Below are 17,064 nucleotides of genomic sequence, written 5' to 3'. Positions count from 1 at the left end.
GAAAACAAGAATTATATATTTCTTTAATCGATTAAAGTGGATTCCACCTTGATTAATATCGCCATTGAACAAATTATGAACCCAAAATTTAAACCTATTTTTTATGAAACAAATTTTAACAATCATGTTGTTTTTTTTCTGTACCGGCTTGTATGCCCAGCAGAAAACCGTGACCGGAACGGTCACTGACAAAGACTTTGGAAAACCACTGGCCGGGGTAACCATTAAGTCGGGTCAATCCACCGTTATTACTGATGTTAATGGGAAATTCAGTATAACCGCGGCCCTCAATTCCCAGATCAATTTCTCCTATGTAGGCATGCAGCCGTTTAGCTATACTGTAAAAGATGTTTCCAATCCCATATCTATTGTTATGGAGTATTTATCGGGAAATTTGAACGAGGTTGTAGTAACTGGTTACCAGAGCCAAAAGAAGGCCGACCTCACAGGAGCAGTTTCGGTTGTGAAAATGACCGATATTAAGGATATCCCCCAGGGGAACGCTACGAAAGCGTTGCAGGGTAGAATTCCTGGGGTATTTATTACTACCAATGGCTCACCGGAAGGCGGGGCCACCGTGCGTATACGTGGGATAGGTACCTTAAATAATAATGATCCATTATATGTTATTGATGGTGTGCCGACAACCCGGGGACTTGAAGAAATCAATCAGGCTGATATCGAATCGATGCAGGTATTGAAAGATGCTTCTTCGGCTACAATTTACGGATCAAGGGCGGCAAACGGGGTAATTATTGTTACAACCAAAAAAGGGAAAAAAGGTATCAGCCGGATTGATGTGAATGCCTCAACTTCCCTTCAATACTATAATTCCAAGTTATCTGTGCTCAATACCCAGCAGCATGGCGAAGCATTTTTCCAGGCTTCCGTAAACGACCAAACAGATCCTAATAATAATCAGATCTATCAGTTTGATTGGAATAAGGATTTTAATAACCCGGTGCTTAACAAGATTATTTTACCCGATTTTATTGACGCCTCAAAAACCATGAAGCCAGCCAACACTAACTGGTTCAATGAAATAGGGCAAACTTCATTGCTGCAGAATTATAATGTGGCCTTTAGCAACGGCGGAGAGAAAGGTAACAGCTTTTTTTCGGTAAGTTATTATGATAACAAGGGAATTGTTAAAGAAACTCATACAAAAAAAGTCACCCTGCGATTAAACTCTGATTATAGTTTTTTTGACGGCCGCTTAAAAGTAGGAGAAAACTTCAATACAAGCTTTATTAACGACAGGCTGATTGATGTTAACGGCGTTTTGTTTTCTGCTCTTGTTCAAAACCCTATTGTTCCGGTGTATACCGTTACCGGCGGCTGGGGTGGCCCGGCAGCAGGGATGACCGACAGACAAAACCCTGTACGATTAATCCAGGACAATAAACAAAATCAAAGTTATTTTGGCAGGATCACGGGAAATGCATTCGCAGATCTCACCATTATACCCGGTTTACATTTTAAAACAACATTTGGAGTTGATTATGATGGCCTTTATGAAAGAACGCTGCGTAAGTCTTACGTCTCAGGTTTTTTGGTAGATCCCTCAAACCTGACAGAAAATTCGCAGAACTATGATGGTAACCTTATCTGGCAAAATCAATTCACTTATGATCTTGACCTCAAGAAAAGTAAGCTGAGTTTCTTCGCCGGGCAAGAGTCCATTCATTATATGAACCAGAATTTTTTTGGCAGCAGGCAAGGTTATGCAGTAGAAGATATTAACTACGCCTACCTTGATGCCGGATCAACCAATATCCTGAATGGTGGTAATGGCGGCGCTTATTCCTTGCTTTCTTATTTCGGAAAGGCCAATTATACTTTTGATAACAAGTATATCGCTTCAGTCACTGTCAGAAGGGATGGTTCATCCAGATTTGGTCAGAATAACAGGTACGGTACATTTCCTTCCGCATCATTGGGCTGGCGCTTGAGCGAGGAACAGTTTATCAAAAAACTTTCTTTTATCTCTGATTTAAAACTGCGCTACGGCTATGGTGAAACAGGTAATCAAACTGCGGGTAACTATGCAACTTATTCGCTGTATTCGGCCATATATGGTACCGACCCTACATTTAATGCCGACAGAGGAACAGCTTATGATATAACCGGTGCCGGAACAGGGACACTACCGTCGGGTTTTGTTAAGATACAGGAAGGTAACAACTCTTTAAAATGGGAGGGAACCAAAGAATCAAACTTTGGTGTCGACTTTGGTTTGTTTGATCAAAAGATAACCGGTTCTGTTGATTATTTTATTAAAAAAACCTCCAACATATTGATCACACCGGGGTACCTGGCCGTAATTGGTGAAGGCGGTACCAGAACCTTTAACGGCGCCAGCATGCAGAATAAAGGCTTTGAAGTTTTATTAAATTATGATGGCCAGATCAGCAAAGATCTAAACTTCTCGATAGGCGCCAATATCGCAACTTTCCGGAACAAGGTTACTTTCCTGCCATCGGAGGTTTTAACGGCTTATCCCGGTAACGGAAGCACCCAAACCATTGTTGGGCATTCTATCAATTCTATTTTTGGCTATGTTGCTGATGGCCTCTTTACCAGCCAGGACCAGGTTACCAATTCGCCGGCACAGCCGGGCAAAGCCCTTGGTCGCATCCGGTATAAGGACCTGAATGGTGATAATAAAATTGATGATAATGACAGAACGTACATCTCTAATGGCAACCCGGATTTTACCTACGGGCTTAATTTTAATCTGTCGTACAAGGATTTTGATATGGCCTTGTTTTTTCAGGGTGTGCAGGGCATACAGGTGTATAACACCTATAAAACCTACACCGATTTTTCCTCAATATGGCCTGGAACAAATTGGGGAACGCGCGTACTAAACGCATGGTCACCAAGCAATACTTCGTCTACCATCCCGGCGCTAACACTGGTTGACAGGAATAACGAAAACAGAACATCTACTTATTATCTTGAAAATGGGTCGTATTTAAAGTTGCGGAATATACAAATAGGGTATAATCTTAAAAATGCTTTGAGCAGTATTAAGGTACAGCGGGCCAGGATTTTTATCCAGTCTAATAACCTGTTTACCATAAAAAGCAAATCATATACTGCAACAGATCCTGAAAATCCCAGCGGCGCGTATCCGATTCCGGCTATTACAACAATCGGTTTAGACCTGTCTTTTTAAGAACCTCAAAAATTAAGGAAATGAAAAAATATCTATTATACATTGCGTGCTTGCTGGGAACATTGGTTTCCTGTAAAAAATCGCTTAACGAGCAGCCGCAGGGTGTACTGGCAAGTGATCAGCTCAATACGCCTGTTAATGTCGAAAAAATGGTGGTTGCGGCCTACTCATCGCTCGGAAACGAAAACCTTCATACATCAAACAGTTTATGGCCCTGGGGCAGCATGCGCAGCGGCGATGCCTACAAAGGCGGAGATGGTGTAGGGGATAACAGCGAATGGAATGATTATGAAACTTTTGTAACCAATCAAAATACCAACAGTTTAACCGACCAGATGTGGGCGCAGATTTACAATGGTATAGCAAGGGTAAACAATGCGCTGCTCAGGGTAAATACCATTGCCCCGGCTGATTATCCGCTTAAAACAGCCAGGCAGGGAGAGATGCGCTTTTTGAGGGGTAACTATTATTTTATGGCTAAAATTTTGTGGAACAGGGTGCCTTTTATTGATGAAAACGTACCCACCACAGATTACATCAAGATTTCAAATGTCGCGCTTACCAGCGATCAGCTGTGGGACAAAATTGCTGCTGATTTCAGGTTTGCAGTTAATACGTTACCCGCAACCCAGACAGATAAGGGAAGACCTACTAAGTATACAGCACAAGCTTATCTGGCAAAAACATTATTGTACCAGGCATACAAGCAGGACGATAACCATAGTGTTACAGGTATTGATCAGGCTAAACTTAACCAGGTGATTACCTTATGCGACAGTGTGATCAACTTTAGCGGCTACGCATTGGCGGCTGATTTTGCGAACAACTTTTTGGCCGCTACAGAGAATGGCCCTGAGTCTGTTTTTGCTATACAGTACTCTAAAAACGATGGTACCCAATTTGGGAGGATAGATATGGGGCACTCCCTGACATATCCCATGAACCCTGAATATGGTTGCTGCTGGCAGCATATTCCAAGCCAGGACCTGGTTAATAACTTTAAAACCGATAATAATGGTTTGCCTATGTTTACCGGTTATAACAACACGGACGCAACCAAGGTTAGCGACTTTCTGAACCAAACATTTGATCCTCGGCTTGATCATACCGTTGGCATTCCGGGGCATCCGTTTAAATATGTTCCTACTTTTGTTTACCAAACTTCCTGGGCACGCGCACCTGCTATTTACGGATTTTTCACCAGTATGAAGGATGATGCAGCGGCTAACGATCCTTCGTTTCAGAAAATTCCGCCGTTTATGTCCAGCTCAAAAAACTGGGAACTGATCAGGTTTGCTGATGTATTACTTTGGAAAGCTGAAGCATTGATTGAGTTAAACCGCCCTTTAGAAGCACTCCCGCTGATCAATATGGTTAGGCAGCGTGCTGCTAACAGCACCGCACGCTTGAAACAGGCAGACGGATCATTTATATCTAACTATAAAGTGGGTGTTTACCAGCCTGGTGTTAACTGCGTTTGGACACAGGATTATGCACGTCAGGCTATGCACAAGGAACGCCGGTTGGAATTTGCGATGGAAGGTAACCGCTTTTTTGACCTTGTACGATGGGGGATTGCGGATACTTACCTGAATAGTTATTTTACTTCAGAATCGACCAAGCGAACTTATCTCAAAACCGCTAAATTTACGAAAGGGCGTGATGAGTATTTGCCTGTTCCGCTTAACCAGATCAACTATAGTAAGGGATTATACAAGCAAAATCCAGGATTCTAAACCAAATACAACTGAAAATATGAAATTGAAATCCAATGTCTTTCTTATCGCGGTTATTGCAGCAACCGGAGGTCTTTTATTCGGCTTTGATACCGGGGTTATTTCCGGGGCATTACCCTTTCTGAAACAGTACTGGCACCTTAGTGATGATAATATTGAATGGATAACCACTACGGTGTTGATTGGAGCTGTGGCAGGCGCGGTAACCAGCGGTAAGCTATCTGATATTATCGGCCGGAAAAAGATGATCATCGTTAATGCTATAATTTTTACTGTTGGCGCACTGGGATGCGCCTACGCGCCAAGTGTTACCGTTCTGATCATTATGCGTATTATCATTGGTTTTGCTATCGGTATTACATCCTATGTGGTGCCTATGTATATTTCTGAGATATCGCCGGCACGTGTAAGGGGGGCATTGGTTACGCTGAACCAGCTCATGATTACCCTGGGTATTTTGCTTTCATATATTACGGATTACTGGCTGTCTAATGACAATGACAATCAAAGCTGGAGATGGATGTTCCTGGTTGGTTTTGTACCGGCCGCCATCCTGTTGTTTGGAATGTTCTTTTTACCCGAAACACCGCGTTGGCTCATGAGTAAGAACAGGTGGGACGAGGGAAAGAAAATTCTGCTGAAACTGGAAGATGCCGACCTGGTTGATAAAACCATCGCCGAACTGGAAGATGAGATAACTTTATCATCCAAAGCTAAAGTATCATCACGTGAAATCCTGAAGCCTTGGCTTAGGGCCCCGCTTATTATTACAGTTGGCATTTTCTTTTTTCAGCAGTTTTCTGGGGTTAACACTATCATTTATTATTCTCCCATTATCTTCAAAATAGCAGGTATTGTCAGCAATACGGCCAGTATCATCCCGGCCATTATTATTGGTGGCGTGAACGTATTGGCCTGCTTATTTTCTGTATTTATGCTGGATAAAGTAGGCAGGCGCAAGCTGTATTTTATCGGCATTTTCGGTATGATCCCCTCGCTTGCATTGCTTGGCGCCTGTTTTCATTTCAAGGAAGCTTTAGGTGCAAGTTTGCCTGTTTTCGCGGTGCTGAGTATTGTGTGCTATATTATTTTTATCGCCATTAGCCTGGCGCCGCTGGGTTGGTTGTTGATCTCAGAAGTGTTTCCGCTTAGTGTACGTGGTGTGGGCATGAGCATTGGTTCACTGGCTCACTGGGGGTTTAACGCGGTTATTGCATTTACTTTTTTAAAACTGGTAAACGCACTGGGGATTGATTATACCTTCTGGAGTTATGCGGTAATATGTGTAATTGGCGCGGTTTGGGGGTATTATTATATTCCCGAAACCAAAGGAAAATCGCTGGAGGCTATAGAAAGCCACTGGCGTAATGGGGATAGTCCCAAAGAAATTTAATCTGCTTATTTTAATTAATATCAAATGAAAAAAATACTATTTACCTGTGTATTTGCCTTAGTGGTATGTTATGCACAGGCGCAGTTGGGTGTTAAATATGATCCAACTATACAATCAACCAAAAGCATGCAATACTTTAAGCCTAAGGGAAACCTGTTTGTAGGCGATTGCATCCCATTTTCAAAAGATGGGGTATATTACTACTACTGGCTGCTTGACTCTGCCCATCACAAAAGTCTGAACGGCTTGGGCGGGCACCAGTGGGCGCTCAGCAAATCAAGCGATTTAAAAACATGGCAACAATTTCCGCTGGTATTAAAAATTGACGAGCCCTGGGAAAAGTCTATCTGTACGGGATCTGTAGTGTACCATAAAGGTTTATATTATGCCTTTTATGCTACCCGGCTGCTCAATGATGGCAAGGTAAACGAACAGTTGAGTTACGCCATTAGCAAAGATGGGGTGCATTTTGACAAACAAAAGCCAAATCCGTTTTATACTTCTGCCCCTGGGTACAGCAAGCGGAATTTTAGAGACCCCAAGGTTTTTATTGATGCCGATGGTGTATTTCACCTTTTTGTGTCAAGCGATCAGGAAAACCCGGTGATGCAAAGAGCGTCGGGCTGTTTGGTGCACCTGAGTTCTAAAGATCTTAAAACCTGGAATGTGCATGAACCGATATTAACAGGTCAGCCATCTACACCTGAATGTCCGGATTACTTTTTCTGGAAAGGCTGGTATTACCTGGTTTACAGCGACAACAGCAACACATCCTATGTAAAATCGCGTAAGCCTTATGGCCCCTGGGAAGCCCCTCGTTACCAGGCCTTAAATGAAGATTGGTCTAACGTGGTTAAAACAGCCGAGTTTAAAAACGGAAGACGTATAGCCGCCGCCTGGGTACCCAATCGCTTTGAAAGTAAGGACAACAATGGCGAGATATTCGGCGGAAATTCACTATTTAGAGAGGTAGGCCAGGAAGCTGATGGTACATTGACAACCAGTTTTCCGGCAGAGATGGTCCCCGAAACAACCGGACCATTAGATATTAAAATTGTTAACGATCTGCAATCATCATCGCCAGATAGTAAAAGCATTAACATTAAATCGCCTGGTGGGGTAGGGTCATCACATATTGAAAACGTACCGCTTAATTGCCGTATCACCCTGGAAATTGAACCATTGGGTTCAAATGAGGAATTTGGTCTTTATCTTCGTTCAGGACCCAGGGCCGAGGGCGGTTACCGGCTTAATTTTTCTGCAGCCAATAAAACGGTAAAGCTGGGCAACACTGCTATTGAAGGCGTTGACGGGTTAAATAAACCGATCAAAGTAGATGTAGTGATCAAAGATGGAATTATTGATGTGGACGTTGACCACAAACGAACTATTGTTAACCGTACTTATGAACAAAACGGAAATTTTGTTTGGTTTTACGCCAAACATGGCCAGGTGAATTTTAAGTCAATTACAATTAGTCCCCTTAAAGAAGATTAAAATATATGTTATTAGGATTTGATATTGGCGGCACCAAATGCGCGGTGGTAATGGGTAAGGTTGCTGATGATGAAATTGTTATTGTAGATAAACGGGTGATTCCAACAGATAAGCCGGTTTATGAAATGATTGAGCTGTTGTTTACAACTGCAGAAAATTTATTATTGGAACATCATATAACCACTGGTGAACTAAATGGCATAGGTATTAGCTGCGGTGGCCCGTTAAGCAGTAAAAAAGGACTTATTTTATCCCCGCCAAATTTGATTGGCTGGGATAAAATTCCCATTGTAAAAATGACGGAAGAACGTTTTAAAGTGAAAACGTTGTTACAAAACGATGCGAACGCCTGTGCCGTGGCCGAATGGAAATACGGCGCAGGTAAAGGTGTTGATAACCTGATTTTTTTAACTTTTGGCACTGGGATGGGGGCTGGTCTTATACTTGATGGAAGACTTTATTCCGGCCCTTCTGACCTTGCCGGCGAAGTAGGGCATATACGATTGTCGGATATGGGGCCGGTTGGCTTTGGTAAAGCCGGATCTTTTGAGGGGTATTGCAGCGGCGGTGGAATTGCACAGTTAGGACAGATCAAGGCACGGGAAAAACTGCAGGTTGGTGAAAAGGTAAGTTTTTGCAGTAATATAGATGAGTTACCAAACATTTCCGCAAAAACAATAGCCGAAGCCGCATTGCAGGGAGATGAACTGGCAATAGAAGTGTATAAAATATGCGCAAAGTACCTTGGCCGAGGTTTGGCCTTACTGATAGATATTCTTAACCCCGAAATGATTGTGCTGGGTAGTATCTACGGACGCGCCCAACAATTGCTTGAACCGGTTATGATGGATATCATTAAACAGGAAGCGTATGCTGAATCGGTAGAGAACTGCCGCATCGTTCCGGCCGGATTGGGTGAAAATATAGGAGATATCGCCGCTCTTTCACTCGCTTTAATAAGTCAGGAACAATAGTCAAATCTAAATACCCGGTTCCGTGTAGCACAGCAAGCGGGATGATTTGTATATTGCCGTTGTTTAACTATGAAAAAGTATTTTATTAATTCCGTTATGCTATACCTGTTGCTTCAAATAGGTATAGTAAGCGCTTATAGCCAAACTGCGCAAGTGGCAGCGGGGGTAATCAAAATATCAACTGGCGAAATGGATAAGTTTACACCCTATGGTTTTTGTTCCGAGCCGCCCTCAAAGGCCGCGTTGGATAAACTGCCTCCCGGCAAATTGCCTTTCAATATCGCTGACATCAAGATCAGTATTAATAAAAGGGGCGTTGTGGTTGAAGTGCCTTTAGATCAGAGTGAGCAATTGTACGGATTTGGTATGCAGATAGGCTCTTTCAATCAAAGGGGATTAAAAAAACGCCCAATTGTTAACGATAACCCGTTAAATGATCTGGGTTATACGCACGGTCCCGCTACATTTTATGTATCCAACAAAGGCTACGGTATTTTGATTAATACAGCGCGTTATACCACTTTTTATTGCGGCAGTACAGCCAGGTTAAAAAACAATAACGATACAACTGCTGTAGTTAAAAGTGGCAATTCGGTGGAGGAGTTATACAAAAGTGACCATAAAGCCTCGGGTTATGTTACTGCGGATATTCCGGGTGCTAAAGGAATAGAAGTATTTGTTTTTGAAGGCCCCGATCTTAAAAATGTAATGCAGCGTTATAACCTGTTTGGCGGTGGTGGGGCTATGCCTGCTATCTGGGGGCTCGGTGTAAAATACCGCGTGAAGGCAGATTTTAACCAAAACCAGGTTGATAAAATGGCTGCCTACTTCCGCAATAATCATATTCCGTGCGACGTGCTTGGTTTGGAACCCAAATGGCAAACAGCTGCTTATTCCTGCTCTTATGTATGGAACAAAAGTTTTTTCCCGACACCCAATGAGTTTATTGATAGCATGAAAAATAAGGGCTTCCATATAAATCTGTGGGAGCATGCGTTTGTGTCGCCGAAATCGCCGTTATATAGGCCTTTAAAAAATAAGGCTGGTAACTATTTAGTGTGGAATGGATTGGTGCCCGATTTTGCCGATACTGCCGCGAGCAACATTTTTGCAAACTATCATCAGGCAACCTTTGTGCAGTATGGCATTTCGGGCTTTAAAATGGATGAGTGCGACAACTCCAATATATCATTTGGCAGTGATACCTGGAGCTTTCCGGAGCTGAGCCAGTTTCCGTCTGGCATTGATGGCGAACAAATGCACCAATTATTTGGCTTGCTTTATCAAAAAACGATATATAACATTTATAAAAAGTTAAATCAGCGTACCTATCTTGATGTAAGGGCATCTAACGCTTTTGCATCATCATATCCGGCTGCTTTATACAGTGATACCTACGTTCATGAAGAGTATATCCGGATGATCCTGAATTCGGGTTTTTCGGGCATGATCTGGTCGCCTGAAGTACGTGAATCCAATTCTATTAAAGATTTCATGCGCCGCAGTCAAACGGCTGTGCTTTCTGCTCAAATGCTGTTCAATTCATGGTATCTGCAAAATCCGCCGTGGCTACAGATAAACAAGGAAAAGAACAACAATGGCGAATTGATGGACAATGCTCAGGCCGTGGAGGCGGATATTCGTAAGCTGCTCAATTTCAGGATGAGCCTTATTCCATATTTATATAGTGCCTTTGCCGATTACCATTTTAAAGGAATACCACCTTTCAGGGCTTTAGTGATGGATTACCCCGGGGATAAAAACACTTATAATTTATCAGACGAATACATGATTGGAAACGGCATACTGGCTGCTCCATTAACCGAAAAACAGGATGAAAGAAAAGTTTATCTGCCGGAAGGAACCTGGTATGATTATAATACCAATCAACGATTTGAAGGCGGGCGGGAGTACACCATTAAACCAGATTTAACACAGTTACCTATATTTATTAAGGCAGGGACTATATTGCCATTAGCCAAACCTGTTGAGCATGTTGCACCTGATACCAGGTTCGAAATCACCTGCTACATATACGGCAATGCTGATGCAAAGGCGACCTTGTTTGAAGATGATGGCATCACCTTTAATTATGAAAAAGGTGGCTATAATATGCTAAACCTGATTTGGAATAAAAATAAAGGTGAAACCAGGCGGGATGGTAAGTTAAAAAATACCAGGTACATCATCAAAAAGTGGCAGGTTATTAACTAAAATGGATTAAGGTTTTACCTGCTATTACATTCAATCCAAAGAAAACGATCATGGAACGTCAAACATTTTTATCATGGCTGGGCTTATTAGCCATAAACATGCGTAAGCCTTTTGATACTGATCAGACAATGAAACCAGAACAGCTCCTTTTTCAGGATGATGGGATAATACCTAATAGTGAGTTCCCTTTATTGCTGTACCGCAGCGCTTTTACAGCGCGTGAGGACGCGGGCGCGGCATGGCTCGAAAATCATTTCGCAGGCAACAACTGGACAAACTCCTGGCGAAACGGTGTTTATCCGTTTCACCACTACCACAGTACCTCTCATGAGGTATTAGGTGTTTACCAGGGTACAGCGCTGTTGCATCTTGGTGGCGAAAAAGGAAAAAAAGTAAAAGTAGAGGCAGGCGACATCATCGTTATTCCTGCCGGTGTGGGGCATAAGAACCTTGGTAGTGATAACCTTGGCATTGTTGGCGCCTATGAGGATGGCCGCAGTTGGGATGTTAATAAAGGGCTGCCCGGCGAAAGACCCAAGACGGATGAAACTATAGCCGCTTTGCCCATTCCTAAAACCGACCCTTTCACAGGCAAGACCGGTGGCTTAATCAACTTATGGAAGAAGCATTAACCCGGTTATCACAGGATAGATCTTTCGACTAAAAAATATTAGAGTTGATTTAAAATATCAATCACCATACTAAGCCTGATTAATACTGTTCCTTTTAAACTCGCTTGGGGTACAGCCGTACTTTGCCTTAAATACGGTCGAGAAATAATTAGGACTGGCAAAGCCAACCATATAAGTGATCTCGGAAATAGAATAGCTTTCGTTAACCAACAAATACTTTGCTTTTTTAAGCCGCCGGTTTAAAATGTAATCGGTAATACTGCACCCCAGCAACGCTTTTACCTTACTGTAAAGTTGTACCCTCGAAATTCCGATAGTTTTACATATATCATCAACATTTAAACCCTCGTTCCCCAGGTTTTGCTCTACAATGCCTGCAAAATCATTGAGGAATTTTTTATCAAGTGTTTTGGATACGGGCATTTTGCCATGACTAATTTCGCTGGTAAAATGTTCTTTTAGTATTACCCTGTTTTTAATTAGGTTTTTTACGGTTGCCAGTAAATGTTCATAATTAAAAGGCTTCACCATATACACGTCGGCCATACTGCGTACTCCATCAATTTGTTGCTCAACACTTGCCTGGGCTGTTAATAAAACTATGGGTATGTGCGATGTCCGCATATCGGTTTTCAAGTATTCTGTAATCTTTTTTCCTGACATTCCGGGCATTACCACATCAGATATGATCAGATCGGGTACCTTTTCAAATGCTTCGGTCAATCCCTGTGTTCCGTTGTCAGCGGTAAATATTTCATAATCAGCACTTAATTTATTAGTCAGATAAGTAAGCAGGTCAGCATTATCCTCAATAATAAGTATGGATTGTTCCTTGGGCATTAAATCGAAATCCGGTTCAGCTTTGATTAGCGGTTCGTCAAGATCGGTGGTGTACATTCTGGCCCTGTCGTCAATAACTGAAATATCAGGTGTACGGGTATGAGGGGGCTCGTCCTGGTTATATAATGGTTCCAGTGGCAGGGTTATTGTAAATGTTGTACCCTGCCATTTTTTACTGTTTACTTTTATACTGCCATGATGGATGCCAATTATTTCGTTCGATAAAGATAGCCCCAGGCCCGATCCTTTAGAACTCCCGTTGTCGGCCTGGTAAAACTGATCGAATACGTGTTCTGCTTCTTCCGGTTCCATGCCAATACCGTTATCCTGTATAGCAATTTCGACGGTATTGGTATGCTGGGTAAATATAACCTGTATGCGGCCGTTGTCTTTCGTGAATTTTAAAGCGTTTGACAGCAGGTTGAAAAATACTTTATCAAGCATATTCATATCAAACCATACCGTAATATTTTTTTCCGGTGAGGTGAGTGCCAGGTTAATATTGCGCTTTTGAGCATTATGCTGAAAGCTGTTCAAAATATCCGTTACAAATTCAACAATATTATTGGGCGACGCGTTGATCTGCTGCTTATCATATTCAATTTTCCGGTAATCTATCAGCTGGTTAACCAACCTTAATAGTCTGAATACGTTTTTATGCATTAGTTTTAAACTCTTGCCGGCCACTAAATTCAGTTTTTCGTTTCGCATCATATCTTCTACGGGCGATAGGATAAGCGTTAACGGCGTGCGGAACTCGTGTGAAATATTAGTGAAGAAATTTAGCTTGGCTTCGGTTGCTGCCTCAGCCTTTGCCGACATTTCTATCAATTGGTTACGCTGCATCAATATCTCCTTGTTTTTGGCTTCCAGGCTTTTATTGATCTTGCGGTTTTCCATCAGCGAATAAAAGGCGAGCCCTCCAAAAACAATTGCCAATACCAGGGTTATTACTATAATATTTAAAATCAGCTGCTGGCTGTTATAAATCTCGCGTTGTTCTGCTAATAATGATTGCTGCCGCTCGATGTCCTTTTGCTGGTTGTTGATCTTAGCCCATTGTACCTTCATGAGCTGAACGTTGCTGGAATCGATAACCAGCGATTGTAAAATATTCTCCTTCGAAAATGTCTCCTTGTTCAATATCCTGAAAGCCGTAGTAATGGCTTCCTTTCCACCAGTTGGATATAGCATACTGGCATCAATTGTTTTTGACGCCACCATTTGCAAACCGCCGCCGTTACCGGGCAGCGCATCAACGCCAAGTACCTTTATGTGATGCGAAAGCGACATTTTATTCAGGATATTCCTGGAGCCCTGCGCCATAACGTCATTGTGCGCAAATACGGCATTGGTGGTTTTTAGTATGGGCTGTATTTGCATTAATTGTTTTTCGGCGTTGTTCTTAAGCCAATCGCCATATACTTGCGCTGTAATGTGGATTCCGCGATATTTTAAAAGCGCATCGCTAAAACCCCTTTGTCTTTCTATCGCCGGCGATGAACCCGGCAATCCCATAACCTCCACTACATTGCCATGGCCTTTGAGTGTTGTGCCTAAGTATTCTCCCGCTATTTTGCCTACCTGGTAATTATCGGCACCCACATAAGCGGTATATAAATCAGACGAAGTTTTACGGTCGATAACAATTACCGGGATGCCTTTATTGTAGATCTGTTCAACTATACCTGTAAGCGGCTGTGCTTCATTTGGTGATATGATCAGCAGATCGATACCTTCATCAAGCATTTGTTTTACCTGTGCTACCTGCTTTTTACTGCTGTTGTCGGCATCGGCATAAATAAACCGGGCACCAGGATGCAATGACAGCTCCATCTTCATTTCATCAAGCATATTGCGGCGCCAAAGGTCCGAACCAACGCACTGAGAAAAGCCTATGGTATAACGCGATGTTTTATCAGCATGCTTACAGCCTGAAAATAAGAATAGGGGCAATATAAGTAACAGAATAGCGGTACGCAGTTTTTGATACAAAGCCATTAGCTATGGAGCTATAATTAGGTAAAATTTTATAACTGGTTTATTTGATTGATGCCGCCCTTGGGCCCATCCTATGTACAAAGTTATCAATAAATGTAGCTACAATTCAAACAATGACTCTCCTGAATGGCGCGTACACCGCCGGGCTATGTATCAAAATTGAAATAAGCGGGTAACATAAACAAAGATTTTAGTTAAATATTTAAAGGGGTGTATTTTATTTATCTGTAAATCAATTATTTATGCAATGTTTCATTTTTGTACGCTTCTGGTACAAAATCAATAACTACTACCTGGTCAATCGTTCTACTTTGCGACTGTAAATCCAATAACACCTTTAAAATTTTTATGAGAAAACATTCCGTTCTGGCCTGGTCTATGGTCGTGGCCCTCGGTGGCTTTTTGTTCGGGTTTGATACAGCAGTGATATCAGGCGCCGAAAAATCTATTCAGCAATTCTGGCATCTTTCGGTTTTTGAACATGGTTTAACTATATCTATCGCTTTAATAGGAACAGTAATAGGCTCGTTGTTCGGAGCCCGTCCTTCTGACCTGTTCGGGCGTAAAAACACCTTGTACTTTGTAGCAGCAGCCTATTTATTATCATCCGCAGGTACTGCCCTTGCCGATAACTGGTATGTGTTTTTAATATTCAGGTTATTAGGTGGCTTAGGCGTAGGCATATCATCGGTAACTGCACCTATTTACATTTCAGAAGTATCTCCTGCCGATAGGCGTGGCAGGCTGGTGGGCTTGTTCCAGTTCAATGTGGTGTTGGGTATACTGATTTCCTATCTGTCGAACTACCTCATTAGCCAGGGTGGTGAGGCTTCCTGGCGCTGGATGCTTGGGGTGCAGGCATTTCCTTCATTGTTGTTCCTTGTTCTAATCTACTTCATACCCGAAAGCCCACGATGGCTTATCCTCAAAAAGGGAGCGGATGAAAAGGCGCTTAAAATACTCAATATTATCAATCCGCTTAATAGCGAACAGGAACTGGTGTCAATAAAAAATTCAAAACTTCATGACGGCAATACAAGTGATAACCTTTTTTCGGGCCAATATAAAACACCTGTGGTGCTGGCTGTGCTGTTTGCCTTTTTCAACCAGGTATCGGGTATCAACGCTATTATTTATTACGCTCCCCGCATATTTGAAATGGCCGGACTCGGCCAACATTCCTCCCTGTTGTCTACCGTAGGTATAGGCCTTATCAATTTTATATTTACCCTACTGGCCATTAATGTAATTGATAAAGTAGGTAGGCGTATGCTGATGCTCATCGGTTCATTTGGGCTTATTATTTCCCTGTTCCTGGTAGCATTTACTTTTTACTCAGGACATTTCAATGGTTTCGCCATCCCGGTTTACATGATGGTGTTCATCGCTTTTTTTGCTTTTTCGCAGGGAGCGGTGATCTGGGTATTCATATCAGAGATCTTTCCTAATCAGGTTCGTGCAAAGGGACAAACATTGGGCAGCTCGACCCATTGGATTATGGCGGCGCTGATAGCGTTCTGCTTCCCTTACTTCGCCGAGAAGCTTGGAGGGGGCACTACCTTTTCCTTTTTCGGGGTAATGATGTTCTGCCAGCTCATATTCGTCTGGAAGTTTATGCCCGAAACAAAGGGAAAATCATTAGAGCAGATTGAAACTAACATGGTAATGCATTAATACAATGAACACACCAACCAATACACCTACCCCGGCCATTTGCTATGGCGAAATACTATGGGACGTTCTACCCGACGGACCACAGCCCGGCGGCGCGCCGCTTAATGTGGCTTATCACTTAAACAAGCTGGGTATGGCAACCAGCCTGGTGAGCAAAATAGGCGATGATGTAAACGGTCACAAACTGGAAACACTGCTCGATAACTGGGGTATTAAAAAGCATTTGCTGCAGGTTGACCATGAACATCCTACAAGCGAGGTACTCGCCAAAATGAATAATGGCAATGAAGTATCATACGAGATTGTTTTCCCGGTAGCCTGGGATTTTATCAGCGACAGCCAAAATATTGCCGGGCAGATAAGGCCCTCAACCTACTTTGTTTTTGGCAGTCTTGGTTCACGAAATGATGTTTCGCGCGATACACTTATGGAGCTTTTGGAAAATGATGCCATAAAGGTATTTGATATAAACCTGCGCCCGCCATTCATTAGTCGCGATTTACTCAGCGATCTGCTGCATAAAGCCGATATCGTAAAATTTAACCAAGCCGAACTGGAAATGGTTCAGAGCTTTTTCCGCGGTTCGTTTGGCAATGAAGCCGAACAAATCAAATTCATACAGCAGCACTTTAACGTTCCCGAGATCATAGTGACCAAAGGTGAGTTCGGTGCATCGTATTATGAGCATGATAAGGCTTACCATGTTGCCGGGAGAGAGGTAAAAGTAACCGACACTATAGGCAGCGGCGATTCCTTTTTAGCTGCTTTTATCGCCAATCATTTCAGGGGAGAGGCTCCCGAAACAATATTAAAAAATGCCATAGCCATGGGCGGTTTTATAGCCACTAAAAAAGGTGGCTGCCCCGATTACCGCTTAGACGAATACTTGAATTTTAAAACCCAAATATTTAACCTATAAATA

At 42.5% G+C, this 17,064-nt stretch carries 10 protein-coding genes; 9 read left to right on the top strand and 1 reads right to left on the bottom strand.

The genetic code is table 11. The features are described from left to right. The first annotated feature begins 103 nt into the window (after positions 1–103). The 7 genes from SNE25_RS25980 to SNE25_RS25950 all read left to right on the top strand — a co-directional run bounded on the left by SNE25_RS25980 (position 104) and on the right by SNE25_RS25950 (position 11,627). Positions 104–3,181: a SusC/RagA family TonB-linked outer membrane protein gene (locus SNE25_RS25980; RefSeq protein WP_321561938.1), complete on the top strand. Its 3,078-nt coding sequence runs from the start codon at positions 104–106 to the stop codon at positions 3,179–3,181. Positions 3,182–3,201: 20 nt separating this feature from the next. Beyond that, a complete protein-coding gene (locus SNE25_RS25975; RefSeq protein ID WP_321561937.1) occupies positions 3,202–4,917 on the top strand; it encodes a RagB/SusD family nutrient uptake outer membrane protein in 1,716 nt (571 codons plus the stop codon). 19 nt (positions 4,918–4,936) lie between these two features. Then, a complete protein-coding gene (locus tag SNE25_RS25970; RefSeq protein ID WP_321561936.1) occupies positions 4,937–6,310 on the top strand; it encodes a sugar porter family MFS transporter in 1,374 nt (457 codons plus the stop codon). 24 nt (positions 6,311–6,334) lie between these two features. Beyond that, a complete protein-coding gene (locus SNE25_RS25965) occupies positions 6,335–7,807 on the top strand; it encodes a family 43 glycosylhydrolase (protein ID WP_321561935.1) in 1,473 nt (490 codons plus the stop codon). A gap of 5 nt (positions 7,808–7,812) precedes the next feature. Further along, the gene (locus SNE25_RS25960; protein ID WP_321561934.1) at positions 7,813–8,781 is read left to right on the top strand and encodes an ROK family protein; all 969 of its coding nucleotides are present in this window, start codon (positions 7,813–7,815) and stop codon (positions 8,779–8,781) included. 69 nt (positions 8,782–8,850) lie between these two features. After that, complete coding sequence (locus SNE25_RS25955; protein WP_321561933.1) at positions 8,851–10,995, top strand: TIM-barrel domain-containing protein; 2,145 nt, start codon at positions 8,851–8,853, stop codon at positions 10,993–10,995. Between the two features lie 50 nt (positions 10,996–11,045). Next, the gene (locus tag SNE25_RS25950; protein WP_321561932.1) at positions 11,046–11,627 is read left to right on the top strand and encodes a cupin domain-containing protein; all 582 of its coding nucleotides are present in this window, start codon (positions 11,046–11,048) and stop codon (positions 11,625–11,627) included. A 69-nt stretch (positions 11,628–11,696) separates the two neighbouring features. Here SNE25_RS25950 and SNE25_RS25945 read toward each other — a convergent pair whose 3' ends face one another. Then, positions 11,697–14,468 carry a substrate-binding domain-containing protein gene (locus tag SNE25_RS25945; RefSeq protein WP_321561931.1) on the bottom strand — a complete coding sequence of 924 codons (2,772 nt, stop codon included), beginning with the start codon at positions 14,466–14,468 and terminating at the stop codon, positions 11,697–11,699. A gap of 348 nt (positions 14,469–14,816) precedes the next feature. On the opposite strand from SNE25_RS25945, the gene SNE25_RS25940 reads away from it, so the two are divergent. Both SNE25_RS25940 and SNE25_RS25935 read left to right on the top strand, forming a co-directional pair. Beyond that, positions 14,817–16,142: a sugar porter family MFS transporter gene (locus SNE25_RS25940; protein WP_321561930.1), complete on the top strand. Its 1,326-nt coding sequence runs from the start codon at positions 14,817–14,819 to the stop codon at positions 16,140–16,142. Positions 16,143–16,146: 4 nt separating this feature from the next. Next, complete coding sequence (locus tag SNE25_RS25935) at positions 16,147–17,061, top strand: carbohydrate kinase family protein (RefSeq protein WP_321561929.1); 915 nt, start codon at positions 16,147–16,149, stop codon at positions 17,059–17,061. Positions 17,062–17,064 lie beyond the last annotated feature (3 nt).

The sequence above is a fragment of the Mucilaginibacter sabulilitoris genome, from assembly GCF_034262375.1.
In the GTDB taxonomy this organism is placed as follows: domain Bacteria; phylum Bacteroidota; class Bacteroidia; order Sphingobacteriales; family Sphingobacteriaceae; genus Mucilaginibacter; species Mucilaginibacter sabulilitoris.
The sequence above is the reverse complement of the archived record's forward strand: the minus strand, read 5'-3'. Positions and strand labels throughout refer to the sequence as shown.